This window comes from Spirulina major PCC 6313 (assembly GCF_001890765.1).
In the GTDB taxonomy this organism is placed as follows: Bacteria; Cyanobacteriota; Cyanobacteriia; order Cyanobacteriales; family Spirulinaceae; genus Spirulina; species Spirulina major.
Genome location: NZ_KV878783.1, coordinates 3,749,517 through 3,763,550, shown reverse-complemented (window position 1 = coordinate 3,763,550; position 14,034 = coordinate 3,749,517). Strand labels below are relative to the sequence as shown.

At 54.4% G+C, this 14,034-nt stretch carries 15 protein-coding genes and 2 pseudogenes; 9 read left to right on the top strand and 8 right to left on the bottom strand.

The features are described 5' to 3' along the window. Nucleotides 1–171 precede the first annotated feature (171 nt). The 4 genes from SPI6313_RS16675 to SPI6313_RS16660 all read left to right on the top strand — a co-directional run bounded on the left by SPI6313_RS16675 (nucleotide 172) and on the right by SPI6313_RS16660 (nucleotide 3,146). The gene (locus SPI6313_RS16675) at nucleotides 172–558 is read left to right on the top strand and encodes a Rid family detoxifying hydrolase (RefSeq protein ID WP_072622006.1); all 387 of its coding nucleotides are present in this window, start codon (nucleotides 172–174) and stop codon (nucleotides 556–558) included. Nucleotides 559–677: 119 nt separating this feature from the next. Next, entirely contained in the window at nucleotides 678–1,049 is a 372-nt protein-coding gene (locus SPI6313_RS16670; protein ID WP_072622005.1) for a slr0373 family blue light stress response protein, read from the top strand. Between the two features lie 75 nt (nucleotides 1,050–1,124). After that, nucleotides 1,125–2,636: a stress-responsive protein Ycf46 gene (gene ycf46, locus SPI6313_RS16665; RefSeq protein ID WP_072622004.1), complete on the top strand. Its 1,512-nt coding sequence runs from the start codon at nucleotides 1,125–1,127 to the stop codon at nucleotides 2,634–2,636. 159 nt (nucleotides 2,637–2,795) lie between these two features. Then, entirely contained in the window at nucleotides 2,796–3,146 is a 351-nt protein-coding gene (locus tag SPI6313_RS16660) for a DUF1257 domain-containing protein (RefSeq protein ID WP_072622003.1), read from the top strand. Nucleotides 3,147–3,378: 232 nt separating this feature from the next. On the opposite strand, the gene SPI6313_RS16655 is transcribed toward SPI6313_RS16660, so the two are convergent. Then, nucleotides 3,379–5,418 (bottom strand): WD40 repeat domain-containing protein, encoded by a 2,040-nt coding sequence (locus tag SPI6313_RS16655; RefSeq protein WP_072622002.1) that lies wholly within the window; start codon nucleotides 5,416–5,418, stop codon nucleotides 3,379–3,381. Between the two features lie 112 nt (nucleotides 5,419–5,530). Here SPI6313_RS16655 and ccmS point away from each other — a divergent pair, with 112 nt between their 5' ends. Continuing rightward, on the top strand, nucleotides 5,531–6,010 hold the full coding sequence (gene ccmS, locus SPI6313_RS16650; protein ID WP_072622001.1) for a beta-carboxysome assembly chaperone CcmS: 480 nt from the start codon (nucleotides 5,531–5,533) through the stop codon (nucleotides 6,008–6,010). Here ccmS and SPI6313_RS24820 read toward each other — a convergent pair. Next, nucleotides 6,007–6,540 carry a gamma carbonic anhydrase family protein gene (locus SPI6313_RS24820; protein WP_072622000.1) on the bottom strand — a complete coding sequence of 178 codons (534 nt, stop codon included), beginning with the start codon at nucleotides 6,538–6,540 and terminating at the stop codon, nucleotides 6,007–6,009. The two genes, ccmS and SPI6313_RS24820, sit on opposite strands and share 4 nt — an antisense overlap. A 153-nt stretch (nucleotides 6,541–6,693) precedes the next feature. Between SPI6313_RS24820 and SPI6313_RS16640 the strand changes: the two genes are divergently transcribed. Both SPI6313_RS16640 and SPI6313_RS16635 read left to right on the top strand, forming a co-directional pair. Beyond that, nucleotides 6,694–7,017 (top strand): thioredoxin family protein, encoded by a 324-nt coding sequence (locus SPI6313_RS16640; RefSeq protein ID WP_072621999.1) that lies wholly within the window; start codon nucleotides 6,694–6,696, stop codon nucleotides 7,015–7,017. 84 nt (nucleotides 7,018–7,101) lie between these two features. Next, nucleotides 7,102–8,286, top strand: a complete 1,185-nt coding sequence (locus SPI6313_RS16635; protein WP_072621998.1) for an LL-diaminopimelate aminotransferase — start codon at nucleotides 7,102–7,104, stop codon at nucleotides 8,284–8,286. A 207-nt stretch (nucleotides 8,287–8,493) separates the two neighbouring features. Here SPI6313_RS16635 and SPI6313_RS23045 read toward each other — a convergent pair whose 3' ends face one another. From SPI6313_RS23045 to SPI6313_RS23035, 3 genes are read right to left on the bottom strand one after another with little or no spacing between them, the layout of a single operon-like run. Then, the gene (locus SPI6313_RS23045; RefSeq protein ID WP_072621997.1) at nucleotides 8,494–8,976 is read right to left on the bottom strand and encodes a hypothetical protein; all 483 of its coding nucleotides are present in this window, start codon (nucleotides 8,974–8,976) and stop codon (nucleotides 8,494–8,496) included. Then, a complete protein-coding gene (locus SPI6313_RS23040) occupies nucleotides 8,921–9,238 on the bottom strand; it encodes a transposase (RefSeq protein ID WP_139276682.1) in 318 nt (105 codons plus the stop codon). The genes SPI6313_RS23045 and SPI6313_RS23040 overlap by 56 nt, the downstream gene beginning before the upstream one ends. Next, complete coding sequence (locus tag SPI6313_RS23035; RefSeq protein WP_072620930.1) at nucleotides 9,207–9,734, bottom strand: hypothetical protein; 528 nt, start codon at nucleotides 9,732–9,734, stop codon at nucleotides 9,207–9,209. Before SPI6313_RS23035 ends, SPI6313_RS23040 begins: the two co-directional genes overlap by 32 nt. 352 nt (nucleotides 9,735–10,086) lie before the next feature. Between SPI6313_RS23035 and SPI6313_RS16620 the strand changes: the two genes are divergently transcribed. Together SPI6313_RS16620 and SPI6313_RS16615 are read left to right on the top strand one after the other, a co-directional pair. Beyond that, nucleotides 10,087–12,198: a glycoside hydrolase family 10-like protein gene (locus SPI6313_RS16620; protein WP_084669077.1), complete on the top strand. Its 2,112-nt coding sequence runs from the start codon at nucleotides 10,087–10,089 to the stop codon at nucleotides 12,196–12,198. Between the two features lie 117 nt (nucleotides 12,199–12,315). Continuing rightward, nucleotides 12,316–12,687: pseudogene (locus SPI6313_RS16615) on the top strand (inositol monophosphatase family protein); the annotation flags it as partial. Here the strand turns inward: SPI6313_RS16615 and SPI6313_RS25180 are convergent. The 3 genes and pseudogenes from SPI6313_RS25180 to SPI6313_RS16600 all read right to left on the bottom strand — a co-directional run. Next, nucleotides 12,681–13,007: pseudogene (locus tag SPI6313_RS25180) on the bottom strand (DUF433 domain-containing protein); the annotation flags it as partial. The pseudogenes SPI6313_RS16615 and SPI6313_RS25180 sit on opposite strands and share 7 nt — an antisense overlap. Nucleotides 13,008–13,088: 81 nt before the next feature. After that, nucleotides 13,089–13,307 (bottom strand): hypothetical protein, encoded by a 219-nt coding sequence (locus tag SPI6313_RS16605; protein ID WP_072621996.1) that lies wholly within the window; start codon nucleotides 13,305–13,307, stop codon nucleotides 13,089–13,091. Between the two features lie 97 nt (nucleotides 13,308–13,404). Then, nucleotides 13,405–14,013, bottom strand: coding sequence for a Uma2 family endonuclease (locus SPI6313_RS16600; RefSeq protein ID WP_072621995.1), 609 nt, complete (start codon nucleotides 14,011–14,013; stop codon nucleotides 13,405–13,407). Nucleotides 14,014–14,034 lie beyond the last annotated feature (21 nt).

Genomic DNA, 14,034 nt, shown 5'->3' with positions numbered 1-14,034 from the left:
CGGTGCAACCAGGAGAGGAGGGCGCGATCGTACCCCTGATCAATTGCCATCAAACCCAGTCCCCCACGTTACCGGACGTTACGGAAGTATCAAGTTCTTTAACAGAAACGCCCAGAAGCTTCGATCACCCTTCTAGGCTAAAAGAAGCGCATTTTTGGAACGCCCTTATTGATGGAAAAACGAATCATTCAAACCAACCAAGCCCCTGCCCCGGTTGGCCCCTATAACCAAGCGATCGCCGCCACCGGCCAATTTCTCTTTGTCGCCGGCCAGATCCCCCTCAATGCAGCGGGGAACTTGGTGGGCGGCGATGATGTAGCGGCCCAAACGCAACAGGTGATGCAAAATCTCGCCGCGATTCTGGCCGAGGCGGGCGCAACGTTCGAGCAAGTGGTAAAAACCACCGTCTTCCTCACTGACTTAGGCGACTTCGCCACCATGAACGGGGTTTACGCCACTTTTTTCAACGAAGCCACCGCCCCCGCCCGTGCCACGGTACAAGTGGCGCAACTGCCGAAAGGGGTCAAAGTTGAGATTGACTGTATTGCCGTTCTTTAAGGCAATTGTAAATGAATGTAACAATTATGCCGTCATGACAGCTTAGCGGCTTGACAGTCCCTAAACCCTTCGCCTACGATGGCATAGCATACCCGGGTAAAACTTCTATGAGCATCAAGATGCAAGACAAGCAGAAAGTAACTCTGTACTTACCTCCGCAGATGCACCGTAGACTCAAAATCAAATCTGTCGTTGATGAAGAGTCCATGTCCGCACTCGTGGAAAAGGCGATTCAGTTCTACCTGCAATATCCGGAAGCTGTTGCAGAAATCGAAGCTGCTAGTGGCCAACGGGGTCAAACCCATCGGGTTCATACCTGTCCGGATTGTGGCAGCGCACTGATCCAGCGGGATAACGAATTAATGTCCCTCCAAAATCAACCCACCGTGTTGACAGACGAACTGCCCGATGACATTGCAGTGGGCAACCCTCACCCGTCTATCCAGTCCGAAGCTGATTCTCACGGCGAGGAAAGTCTCGTTCCCTGTTAGGTGTTGGGGTTGGCAATGCTAACCGACCGCAAGGGGAGATCCCATCGAGTCGTAACATTTAAAGGTCGATTCACGATGAAAGAAGAACTGAGCATTCTCATCAAAGCTCAATATCCCCTGATCTACCTCATCACTCCTGAGGAAGAGCGTGCGGAGCAGGCGATCGCTAAGATTGCCCAAGCCGACACCCAACACCAAAAAGTGTTTGTCTGGACAATGACGCGGGGCATGACCGAATACGGTCAAACGCGCAACACTCCCCAAGGCAACACCATTTCGCCGGAAGCCGCCATCCAATGGAGCATCCAGCAACGGGAACCCGGACTCTATGTGTTCAAAGACCTCCATGATTTCATCTCTGGGGCAGGGGTGAAGCGGGCGTTACGGGATGCGATCGCTGCATTCAAAGGCACCGAAAAGATCCTGATCTTGATGTCCCCGATCCAGGACGTACCCATCGAACTCGAAAAAGATGTGGTCGTATTGGATTTTCCCCTGCCCACCACAGATGAACTTCACCAGGTTTTAGAACAGCAACTGAACCGCAATCGGGCTAAACCTCCCAGCGCCGATGTCCAAGAAAAGCTCGTCCGTGCCACCTTGGGGCTCACCAAGGACGAAGCCGAAAAAGTTTATCGCAAAGCCTACGTCAAAGCCCAGCAACTCACCGATGCGGAAGTTGAAATCATCCTGTCGGAAAAGAAGCAACTGATTCGACGCAACGGCATTTTGGAATACATCGAAGAGGACGAAACCCTCGATGCGATCGGCGGGCTAGAAGAACTCAAACACTGGCTACGCCAACGCTCCAACGCCTTCAGCGAACGGGCAAGGGACTACGGCTTACCGCAGCCCAAAGGGATGTTAATTCTGGGTGTGCCCGGTTGTGGAAAATCCCTGATCGCTAAAACCACGTCGCGGTTGTGGGGCTTACCCATCCTGCGCTTGGATATGGGACGAGTCTACGATGGCTCGATGGTGGGGCGATCGGAAGCGAACCTGCGTAATGCCCTCAAAACCGCTGAATCGATTTCCCCCGCGATTCTCTTCATCGATGAGTTAGATAAGTCCTTCTCCGGTGGCAGCGGGTCGTCAGATTCCGACGGCGGTACATCAAGCCGAATCTTTGGGTCATTCCTCACCTGGATGCAGGAAAAAACGTCCCCGGTGTTTGTGATGGCGACGGCGAACCGCATTGAACGGTTACCGGGAGAATTTCTCCGCAAGGGACGATTTGATGAGATCTTCTTTGTGGATCTTCCCACCCCGGAAGAGCGGGAATTAATTTTTAAGATTCATCTGTGCAAGCGGCGCACTGAAATTGATCGCTTTGATCTCAGCCAGCTTGCGAAGATGTCCGATGGTTTTTCTGGTGCAGAGATTGAGCAGGCAATTATTGCCGCGATGTATGAGGCATTTGCCCAAGACCGCGAGTTTACCCAACTCGATATTATTGCGGCACTCAAAGCAACCTTGCCCCTGTCTCGCACCATGACTGAGCAGGTCACAGCCCTTCGTGATTGGGCGCGACAACGTGCCCGACCTGCGGCAGCCTCCAGTGCTGAATATCAGCGCTTGGAGTTTTAACAAGCTTTCTTCTTCCTTCGGGAAGGAGCAAAGGCTAGCCCTGTGCTAGCAGCCCGATCCAGACCAACGCGATTGTACTCCTTAAAATTCTCATGCCAGAGGCGATCGCATCCTTTTCCTAACTTAACTGTCGTTTTAATTTTCAAGAGGAAGTCCAACATGTCTCATTTCAGCACCTTACGTACGAAGATCACCGACGCAGAAATCTTGCAAAACTCGTTGCGCGATCTCGGTATTACCACCAAAACCAACGCTGATGTTCGGGGTTACAACGGTCAACAAGTTCGTGCTGACTTGGTTGCCGTCCTCGATGGTGAATATGACCTCGGCTGGTCTGCCAACAGCGATGGTACGTTCGACCTGATTGCAGATCTCTGGGGTGTGGCGAAAAAGCATAATCAAACCGAGTTGATCAACTCGATCAACCAAAAGTACGCCGTGAATAAGACTCTGTCGGAAGTTCAGCAACGTGGCTTGAACAACGCCAATGTTAAGCTGGTCGTCCAATAGTCCTGACTTGCGTTCCAAAGCGCCTTAAGGGTTAACTTCATCGGGGGTTAACCCTTTTTTTGTGTGACTAGAAGTGACTAAAAGTCTGGGATTTATGGAGCTTAAGAAAATAATCCGGTAAGAGACGATCTCCAAAACTGGCTTGTGGTGGGCATTGCCCACCCTACACAATTACCGGATTAAATTTTTAACGTTCATTAACGGGTTTGAGCGATCCCCGATCGCACCTCAATTAAGGTTTTTGCCAGCGGGATACATCCCCCGCTGCGGTGACGGAGATTAACTCCTGGCCGGTGGGGGTGAATTGCAGGGCGGTGATGGGGTGGGGATGGTTGAGGATAGCGATGCGATCGCTGTTGGCCACTGACCAGAGGGTGATCACCTTGCCCGTTGCGGTGGCCAAGAGGCGACCATCGGGGCTATAGGCCACCTGTTTCACGGCTTGGAGGCCGCGCTGGTGGCGAATTTCGCTGAGGGTGTTGGCGGCCCACAGGGAGAGGGTGCGATCGCTGCTCCCGCTGGCCACCTGCTGTCCATCAGGACTGATCGCGACCGTTTGCACCGTACCGCCGGGGGTCGCGTTGGCCACCTTATCCCCCGTCGCCACATCCCAGCGCTTCACCGTCCCATCCCGACTGCCGCTGATTAACCATTCGCCATCGGGACTAAACACCAAGCTCATCACCGTATCCCAATGCCCTTTTAAGGGGCGCAGGGTTTGGCCCGTTTGGGTATCCCAGAGCAGAATCAGTTTATCGCCGCTGGCGGTGGCACAGGTGCGGCCGTGGGGGCTGAAGGCGATCGCGGTGATCGGCAAGGGATGGCCGAGGAAGGTCTGTTGCTGGGTTCCGTCCTGAGTCCGCCAGAGGGTGCTGCTGCCGTCGTTGTGACCGATCAGGAGGTGTTGACCGTCGGGGCTAAAGGCCAGGGTTGTGAAGGGTGCAACGGGCAGTGTGTGGGCGATCGCCTGTTGCACCACATTGACGAGCACCCCATGGCCATCGGTGTGACGTGTGGCGATCGCGTCCCCTGGGGGGCTGATGGCGATCGCGCCTTGGGTGGTGTTCGGCATTGGGAATGTGGCGGTACAGGCCCAGGATTGCAGGCTTTCCGGGTCAGTGTGGGGAAAATCGACGCTATCGGTGAGGCGGGTCAGGGTGTCCCGTAGCGATCGCCCAAACCCCCACAAATTTTCGCCTAAATCCCGAATCCCGGTTTCGAGTTCATGGCCCAACTGTTCCACCGGCTTCACCTCGGCAGACTCACCCAGTTCCGCCGCCTGGAATGCCTCGTATTCAGCATTTAACTCATCATCAAACGCCTCATCATCGTCAAAATCATCGTCAAAATTGGCAACTGGGGGAGGTGTGGGCGTGGGGACGGCTGACGGTGGCGGGGCTGGAGGAGGAGCAGCAACATCCCAGGGATCAAGGGTGGGGGCAGGGGGCGGAGTTTGGCGAAATTCATCCCATTGGGTTTGCAGATCTTGGAGGGTGGTTTGCAGGTCAGCGATCGCCGGTTGCCAATCCGGGGGCGTGGGGAGATCTTGCACCTGGGCTTGGAGGGTGGCGATCGCCCTTTGCAGCGATTCCACCGTACCCGGCTCCATCGTCGTCATTCCATCCACTTGGCCTTGAAGCGTGGTTAAGGTGCGTTCAATATTTTGCCAGCGATGGGTTTCACTATCGGTCAGGGTGCGTAACTGCGCTTTGAGGGCCTCCACCACCATTTTCATCGTCCCAAAGTCTGCCGGATCATAACTATCGCGAAACTGCTGGATCTGATGCTGGAGGTGCTCAACCGTCGCCGTCAAGGGGTCAAGGCTCACCGCTTCGAGGTGAGTTTTGAGATCGTTAACCGTTGTTGTGAGGTGCGTTAGGGTGCGTTGATTCTCTTGATCTTGAGTGGTCAGGATGGCGAGTTGATCCTCTAGCCTGTCTTGCAGGCTGGCGAGTTGGGTGGGGAGGGTGGTGCTCTGCTGTTCGAGGGCGGTGATGCGATCGCGCACCGATGTTAGTTCAGCCTGATTCACCGGATGGATTTCCGCCTGCACCTGGGCAATGAGTTCGGTTTGCAGGGTGGCGAGTTGGTTTTCTAGTTCCCGTTGGCGTTGGTGCGATCGCTGATGGGTCAACACATTTAACCCCAGGGCGATCGTCAACGGGGTTGCCGCATAGAGAAATTGGCGCGTTAATGCCGCCGTAATCGTGCCGGAAATGGAGGCAGCGATCGCCACCGATTCCACCCAAAGGAGCCAAGGTTTTTTTTGCATCACAACCCGTTGCAAGAGGATTCAACAACCGTTCTCCCCCCATCTTAAAGGGTGAACTCTCCAGAACAGGTCTCCCATGATAATGTAAAAATTATCCCGATTCTCCTTGCCCATGTTTGGTTCTCGTCCCCCACAAACCAACTCCGAGCCGTGGAAGCACCGCCTCGACCAATTTGCGCGGGACTGTCGGCCCCAAATTGCCGCCTTGAGTTGGAGCTTTCACCTCGCCAACCCCGAAGCTAACGACGTGCTCGGCATTGACCTGCAACCGCAACCGCACTTTGTCACCTGTCCGCGTCGCGCCGTCGAAACCCTCAACAAAAACGTCGCCAACCAACTCCAAGAAGTCCTCGGCCTCCTGGATGCCTACGATCCAGAAACCGAAGTTTTGATGCTGGCCATTGGCGATGGACAAATTAAAATTCTCTTTTTTGAACCCGATCCCACCCCACCCGCCGCCTACGAGAGCCTCGACGAGCCAGTACTCGAAACCCTGATGGTGGAGCTTGAAGCAGAATTGGCCCGCCGTTTTCCGGGTGAATCCGCAGACTCTGAGCAGGAGGCTGAAACCTCGGATGATCCCAATCCCTAAGCGTGAAATCCTAGATCTGTCCCTGTGCCAGCATGAGCCTGAGCAAGGGTTTCGTAGCGTTGGGCGTGCTCGATTAATTCCGCAGCTTGGGCCTCGGACACCTCCCGCACCCGTTTCGCGGGAATGCCCACCATGAGCGATCGCGGCGGCACATCCTTCGTCACCACACAGCCCGCCCCGACAATACTCCCCGCCCCCACCGTCACCCCATTGAGCACGATCGCCCCAATCCCGATCAAACAGCCCCGCTCAATCTGTGCCCCATGAATCACCGCTCGATGCCCCACCGTCACATAATCCCCTAACACCGTCGGCTGCCCCGGATCACCATGGAGCACCGCCCCATCCTGCACATTGCTATGTGCTCCCACCTCAATCCGCTCCACATCCCCCCGCAAGACCGCCCCATACCACACACTCGCCCCTGCCCCCAGCGTCACATGACCCAGCACGGTTGCCGTTGCAGCCACAAAAGCAGCAGGGGTTAAATCAGGATTAGGCCAAAGAGCAGACGGGGGAGACTGGGTCATGGACTTGATTTTAAATTTGGCTATCTTACGGTTTTAATTTCAGTTCTGGGGATCGGGGTTAGCTTGTTTTGTCCCGTGTTACTCCCCTAGTATGGAAGATCAGATTTTGTTTGAATCTCTTTAGTTAACGTACCTGATTTAACGCCAAAAACAATGAGTACTGTCCTCACAATTCAAGATGATCAATTTGACCAAGAGGTGATGCACGCGGAAAAGCCCGTGCTCGCCTATTTTTGGGCGGCGTGGTGTGGGCCCTGTCGGCTGATGTCGCCGTCGATTGAGAAAATAGCCGCAGACTATGGCGATCGCCTTAAGGTGGTCAAGTTAGAAATAGATCCTAACCCCGCAGCGGTCAAGCAATGTGCGGTAGAAGGAGTGCCAGCGCTGCGCATTTTTAAAGATAAGACCATGATCGCATCCCATGAAGGGGCCATCACCCGGCCCAAAATTGTGGAATTTCTCGATCAAAATCTCTAATCATGTGAAGATCCGGTTTAATCTTGCGGGCATGGTGAATCATGCCCTGTTGCGACCATGTTCCCTGAATTAACCCTCTGAATTATGGAATTTGCCCATCGTCTTCGCTCGCTTCAGTCGAATGTTTTTGCAGATATGGATCGTGCTAAGGGAGAGGCGATCGCGCAGGGTTTGCCGATTATTGATCTGTCGTTGGGATCATCGGATCTACCCACGCCGCCGGTGGTGCTAGAGGCGATCGCATCTGCCCTGGATGACCCCAGCACCCACGGTTACGCCCTATTTCAGAGTACGGAACCCTTTCGCCAAGCGATCGCCCGCCATTACACCGCAAAATACGGCATCCCCATCGACCCCGACACCGAAGTGCTCCCCCTGATTGGCTGTCAGGAGGGGACGGCCCATTTACCCTTAGCGGTGTTGAATCCGGGGGACTATGCCCTGCTGCAAGATCCGGGGTATCCGTCCCATTTTGGTGGTGTGGCCCTGGCGGGGGGACGGGTTCACAGGATGCCGCTCCGGGCTGAGGCGGGGTTTTTGCCGCAATTTGAGGAGATTCCGGCGGAGGTGTTGCAGCAGGCGCGGTTGATGGTGTTGAGTTATCCCCACAATCCGACGACGGCGATCGCGTCTCTGGACTTCTTTAAAACTGCGATCGCGTTTTGTAAGCGTCATGACCTCATGTTGGCCCACGATTTCCCCTATGCCGATCTCGTCTTTGAAGGTAGCCCCGCCGCGCCGTCGTTGCTCCAAGCCGACCCGGACAAAACCCGCAGCATCGAGTTTTTCACCTTCTCCAAGTCCTACAATATGGGCGGCTTCCGCATCGCCTACGCCGTGGGCAACGCGGAGATGATCGGGGCGTTGCGTCAGGTCAAGGCGGTGATCGATTTTAATCAATATCGCGGCATTATGCGAGGCGCGATCGCTGCCCTCGAAGCGAATCAAGCGATCGTCAGCACCACCGTAAAAACCTTCGCTGATCGCCGAGATGCGATGGTGGAGGCGATGGCTGCGATCGGCTGGCCCGTCAGCACCCCCCCCGCCACGATGTACATTTGGGCGCAACTTCCCCCCCATTGGCGCGACAATTCTATCGGCTTCTGTCAGGAACTGGTGCGAAAAACCGGGGTGGCACTGGCTCCGGGGGCGGGCTTTGGCGCGATGGGAGAAGGTTATGTGCGCTTTGCTCTGGTGCATCCGCCGGCGGTGTTGCGGGAGGCGATCGCAAAAATTCAGCCCCTCCTCGCTGAGAAGCCAACCCGGTGAAGTGAAGAATGCGACACCGCCAAGAACTGAAGTTCTTGGCTCATAGCGTAAGTCGGCTAAAGCCGACTCCAGGCACTTTTGATCACCCGTTCAACCGGTTCTGAGCAGACCCTTGAACCCGTTTTAACGGGTTTGGGCTATGAGCCTGGGATTTGAATCCCAGGCGTTTGGGGCTGAAGTTCTTGGCCTGATTGACGGACAAAAGATTCAGTCAGGGGAGTAAGAAAAAGAGCAAAACTGGAATTCAAGGCGATAAGAGCGTTGCCGATGCTGAGGACGAGAAGCCATAGCCGGTTCAGGGTCAGAATTAGAAAAGAAAGCAACAAGCCGAATCAAGCGCCAGCCCTCAAGGAGAGCAGTACGAATCCACTCAAGACCGATACGAAAATAGCTATTGCCGCGAAACCAATGGGGGTCAACCCAGCGACGCTTGCCCGATTGGACAACCTCAAGACCCTGAGCTGAGACATAGAGAGTCGCCAGAGCCAGAATGAAGCAGAGACGGGAAAGAACACAAACTGAGCGAAGTTGGGAAGATTGGAGGTGCCAACCCCCAGACTGGTCATCGAGAAACGCCTCCTCGATATCAAACCGGAGACCATACTCAGCAAAAGTCTGGAGGTGGGTCGGTTCATCACTGACAACCGCCCAAAACTCGCCATTGACATTGTTGCGACCGAAAATTGACATTGAACCGGACCATACCATTCACCTTTTGTGAAAGTTTTGACGTTGTGCCAGCAAGAGGGCTTTCACCGGGGTTTTGAGATGAAACGCTTTTTGGTTGGCTCCAGCCCTTTGGCAGTAGTGCCAAAGCCAGGTATTGCTTTTTGATGCGGATGCGATAATGCCAGCCGAAGGTGCGCACCAGCGTCATAGTCTCCGTCTGCACAAAGCCCCGGTCAGCCAGCAGCACCACCTTACACCCCTTGCGGTAGGAGTCGAGCGACATCTTGGAGCAGTTCTCGGTAGGTGTTGGCGGCAACCGAGGCACTGGGATGAGCCAACACACGCCAGCCTAGGGGTAAAGCACGACCGCGATGCACCACAGCCACCCGAATCAGACAATACTCATCCCAAAATAGTGAGGTGTCTAAGCTCAGGTACATCACCTCATCCTGCCAATCGGCTAAGGCGGCTTTGATGATGGGTTTGTAGAGTCGATGAATATTGATGCGGCTATTGCCCAGCCAGCGTCGGACTCGCCGCTGTTTACTTTGGGCAAACAATCCTCGACAGGGCAGATACGGCAGCCATTTCGTGAGGTTGACTGCTCCGGTTTGGATGACGGCGATGACCATCCAGATGCAGGTAGTCAGGTGGCTCAGATGCGCCCAGGGGATGTCTTGACCCAACCAGGTTTTCAGGGCATTGTAAATTTGGGAGTTTTTTTCACAGTTCTCCAGAGTTTTGTTGTGGTAACTCAATTCTAGAGGACTGACTCCCATTTCTTAATTCTCTGTATTTCAGTCAGGGCAACCTCTTTAGCTATCCCTACCACTTCTTTTGTCAGTCAATCAGGTTCTTGGCTCATAGCGTAAGTCGGCTTTAGCCGACTCCAGGCACTTTTGATCACCCGTTCAACCGGTTCTGAGCAGACCCTTGAACCCGTTTTAACGGGTTTGGGCTATGAGCCTGGGATTTGAATCCCAGGCGTTTGGGGCTTCAGCGCGATCGCGCCCTTTGCAAACAGGCAAATATTTGTGGCGCGGTTAAGGGTTGGGGATGAGGGCTTAAGCCTCATCCATGCTCAAAAACTCGGTGTACACTTGAGCCTAGAGAAATGCGGATAGAGGGCGTATGGATAACATCACCACCAAGGCGAGCGTTGATGCCACGGGCAAACTCACGGCACAGGTAAAGGGTGTAGCCGTGGGTGATTATGATGTGACCTTGACCCTCACGCCGATCGCACCGCCGGAGCCGCAGTTTAGTGATACGGCGGGCCATTGGGCACAGCCCTTTATTGCAGCGATGGCCAAGGCGAATTTTACCAGCGGCTTTCCCGATGGCACGTTTCGGCCCAATCAGCGGATCAACCGGGCCCAGTTTGCGGCGTTGATGACCAATGTGTTTAAGCTGCCCCTCGTGCGCGACCCGATTCAGTTTGTGGATGTGAATGGGAGTTTTTGGGCGGCGAATGCGATCGCGAAAACCTACCAAATGGGCATCCTCTCCGGCTTCCCCAATCGAGAATTTCGCCCCAATCTCGAAGTCACCAAAATCCAAGTACTGATCGCCCTGGTCAACGCCCTTGATCCGGCCCCGTCGGGGGTCGATCGCATCCTCTTGCCGCAATACTATACCGACTGGGCCGAGATCCCCAGCTACGGCGAACCAGCAGCCAAATATGCCACCCGCCTCGAATTAGTGGTGAACTATCCCGATCTAAAACGCCTCCGCCCGAACCAATCCGTCACCAGGGGCGAAGTCTGCGCCATGATCTACCAAGCCCTGGTATCGCTTGGCCAGATGCCGAAAATCACCTCCAGTGCGATCGTCGCCGCACCCCCAGCCCCCCGCGCCGACGCAATCCCCGTCGCCCACCAGCGCGAATTTCGCGGCGTGTGGGTCGCCTCGGTTTGGAACATTAACTTCCCCTCGCGGGCAGGCTTACCCACCGCCACCCAACAGCAAGAACTCCGCACCATCCTTGATACGATGGTCAACCTCAACCTCAACGCCCTCATTTTTCAAGTCCGCCCCGAAGGCGATGCCCTCTACGCCTCCAGCCGCGAACCCTGGAGCGCTTGGCTCACCGGCAAACAAGGCACACCCCCCGATCCCTTCTACGACCCCCTCGCCTATGTGATCGAAGAAGCCCGCAAACGTGCGATCGAAGTTCACGCCTGGTTTAACCCCTACCGCGCCCAAATCTCCCGCAACACCCCCGTCACCCCGCCCCACATCGATGCCGTCTATCCCAGCGAAGTCCATAACTACGGCTCTGGCCGCTGGATGGACCCCGGCAGTGAACTCGTCCAAAACCGCACCTATGAAGTCATCCTCGACGTGGTTAAACGCTACGACATCGACGGCATCCACCTCGACGATTATTTTTACCCCTACCCCAAACCCGACGAACCCTTCCCCGACAGCAAAACCTACGACCAATACCGCAAAAACGGCGGCTCCCTCGGTTTAGCCGACTGGCGACGGGATAACGTCAATAAAATGGTCAAACGCCTCAGCACCGGCATCCGCGCCACCAAGCCCCACGTTAAATTCGGGATCAGCCCCTTTGGTATCTATCGCCCCGGTCAACCTGAAGGCATCAGAGGTTTGGATCAATATGCCGCCCTCTATGCCGACCCGAAACAGTGGCTCGCCCAAGGCTGGGTAGACTACATCGCCCCGCAACTCTACTGGAAAATTGACCAAGTGCAGCAGAGCTATCCCGTCTTGCTGAAATGGTGGACAGAAAATAACCCCAAGGGGGCGCATATTTACCCCGGTAATAATTTGGTGAAGCTGGATAATTCGGAATGGCCGGTGAGTGAGTTTGAATGGCAGGTAAATTTGACGCGAGATTTGAACAAAAGCAAGGCCTTGGGAAATATTTACTACAACATCAAACCCCTGTTGGAAAATACCCAAAACGTGCGCGAGATGTTTCGATCAAAGCTCTACCCAAATCCGTCCCTCGTTCCGGTATTAAATGCGACGGGGGGCACAAGACCCGCAATCCCGGTGGAGGTGAAGGCGGATAAGGGGCGATTGTCGTGGCAAGCGCCCGCAAATCAAGATCTGTGGGGCTGGACAATCTACGAAGCGGTTCCTGGGGGGTGGACGCTGCGGCAATTACTCCCGGCGGCTAGTCGGGCGGTGAATCTTAACCCCGGAACCTATGCAATCTGTACGGTGGATCGTCTCAAGCAGGAAAGTGAAGGGGTGATGATCGCGGTAAGTTAATCTACTCACGGGTTAGACAGTAGCAGCAGTGTCCCAAATCACGCTGACAAATCTGTTGACGCAGTTCAGTGGGAATGTAGGGAGACATTTATTGGAGATCCAGAATGGAATGTCCTCTTGTTTAATCTCTGCGCCCACAGTACCGATATTTTAAAAGCGCCCTTCCCCTGCAAGATTCGGATGATCGGTGTGGCCAGCTATAACATCTCCCTGGTGGCCTGTGGGGCTGCGTTGGGGGGCGTGGAGGCTACGCCGAAAATTTGGGATATTGCGGGGGTTTGGCCCCTAGTGCAGGCGGCGGGCGGTGGGTTTATTTCCCTGGAGCCGGGGCCGGTGTTCCCGTTACAGGTGGGGGTAGATTATGGCGATCGCCCTTTCCCCTGTTTAACCGTCAGCCGGGGGGAACTGGTGGAGGTGTTTCGCCCTTTGGTGCAGTTCATTGGCGATAGGTACGCGGTTCGCGGATCGCGTGGTTGCATCCCAGATTGATTGCGTCTGGCGAGGAGGCGATCGCGAATTCCCACAGGGCTAAAACGTTGTTCAATTTCTTGCCGGATTAAATACGCCTGCTGTTGACGTTCTGCCAGATAAGTATTGACCTCATCTTGATGCCTCAGATAGTAGCCAATGACGAGGTAGATATCCGACAGTTGTAATGATGGGTACTGCTCTGTGATCTCCTCTGGTGTGCATCCCTCCAGGAAAGCCGTCACAACAGTATCAAGGGTGACACGAGTTTGCGCAACTCGGACAACACCCAAAGGATCAGCCGCAAGGGGGGTCTTTTCAACAGCAATGGCGATCGTCATTGGCGATATCAGGTAATAAATTGATCAGGTATAGCACTAGCCAAGGCGGTTAAGACACCTAGAATTTCTAAGATCAAGGGGTTAACGTTGTTTTATTTCTGTTGTGAAATCATTAAATATTTCATCGGGCATATCTTGCCAACAACCGGCAAAGGCGGAAATGGGTTTATTGTTTGTCTCTTGTGATTTTTCTAAGCCTAGTCTGAAATTGTGAATGAAGTTGTACAAATCAACTAACTTATCTTCTGGGATCAGGTCTATCTCTTGCAGAACTTTATTTTTGATCAGTATTGAAGTCATTGTGTTATCCTCGTTCAGAAATTATCTGGGGTGCATCTCAGTTAGGCAATGTGCCTACTTCAGGGAAAACCGTGCTGCATCAACATCCACCAACCCCTTACGCCCAAATTCGTTGCAATTTTAAGATAAATCCGGGCAGGATTGGTTCACCGGAGAGCATATCGGGGCAGTCTAGGGTTTCAACCTCGCAACCGGGGCGATAAATTTCTACCCGTTGGTTTTGGGGGTCGATGAGCCAGCCTAATTGTGTGCCGTTGTCGAGATATTCTTGGAGTTTGGCGCGAGTGGTGTTTAAACTGTCGCTGCGCGATCGCAACTCCACAACAAAATCTGGACAGAGGGGAACAAACCCCTCCTGCTGTTCCCGCGTGAGGGCATCCCAGCGATCGCGCCGCACCCACGAGGCATCGGGGGAACGATTCGCACCGTTGGGCAATTCAAACCCCGTGGATGAGTCAAATGCTTCACCTCGTTGCTCGTTCGCTTCCGACCAATTCCCTAATTGAATACTGATACTTAAATTCCGTTTGCCAGAAATGCCGCCAGTGGGTGGGTTCACGATTAATGCTCCGGTTGCAGTGCGTTCGAGTCTGAGATCACGATTGGTCACGGCCAGAGCGGCGAACTGTTCCGGCGTGACCTGTAGGGCGAGGTCTGGGGGCAATTCCAGGAAAAGGGGTTGAGGGGATACGGGAGTTTGTACCATTGCGCCTGTCGATTCACACAC

Coding starts and splice junctions, on each gene's coding strand:
- ycf46 (WP_072622004.1), top strand. CDS start 1,125: ATGAAAGAAGAACTGAGCATTCTCATCAAAGCTCAATATCCCCTGATC.
- SPI6313_RS16600 (WP_072621995.1), bottom strand. CDS start 14,013: ATGGTACAAACTCCCGTATCCCCTCAACCCCTTTTCCTGGAATTGCCC.
- SPI6313_RS16660 (WP_072622003.1), top strand. CDS start 2,796: ATGTCTCATTTCAGCACCTTACGTACGAAGATCACCGACGCAGAAATC.
- SPI6313_RS16655 (WP_072622002.1), bottom strand. CDS start 5,418: ATGCAAAAAAAACCTTGGCTCCTTTGGGTGGAATCGGTGGCGATCGCT.
- SPI6313_RS16635 (WP_072621998.1), top strand. CDS start 7,102: ATGGAATTTGCCCATCGTCTTCGCTCGCTTCAGTCGAATGTTTTTGCA.
- SPI6313_RS16620 (WP_084669077.1), top strand. CDS start 10,087: ATGGATAACATCACCACCAAGGCGAGCGTTGATGCCACGGGCAAACTC.
- SPI6313_RS23035 (WP_072620930.1), bottom strand. CDS start 9,734: ATGGGAGTCAGTCCTCTAGAATTGAGTTACCACAACAAAACTCTGGAG.
- SPI6313_RS24820 (WP_072622000.1), bottom strand. CDS start 6,540: ATGACCCAGTCTCCCCCGTCTGCTCTTTGGCCTAATCCTGATTTAACC.
- SPI6313_RS16670 (WP_072622005.1), top strand. CDS start 678: ATGCAAGACAAGCAGAAAGTAACTCTGTACTTACCTCCGCAGATGCAC.
- SPI6313_RS23040 (WP_139276682.1), bottom strand. CDS start 9,238: ATGTCGCTCGACTCCTACCGCAAGGGGTGTAAGGTGGTGCTGCTGGCT.
- ccmS (WP_072622001.1), top strand. CDS start 5,531: ATGTTTGGTTCTCGTCCCCCACAAACCAACTCCGAGCCGTGGAAGCAC.
- SPI6313_RS16675 (WP_072622006.1), top strand. CDS start 172: ATGGAAAAACGAATCATTCAAACCAACCAAGCCCCTGCCCCGGTTGGC.
- SPI6313_RS16605 (WP_072621996.1), bottom strand. CDS start 13,307: ATGACTTCAATACTGATCAAAAATAAAGTTCTGCAAGAGATAGACCTG.
- SPI6313_RS16640 (WP_072621999.1), top strand. CDS start 6,694: ATGAGTACTGTCCTCACAATTCAAGATGATCAATTTGACCAAGAGGTG.
- SPI6313_RS23045 (WP_072621997.1), bottom strand. CDS start 8,976: ATGTCAATTTTCGGTCGCAACAATGTCAATGGCGAGTTTTGGGCGGTT.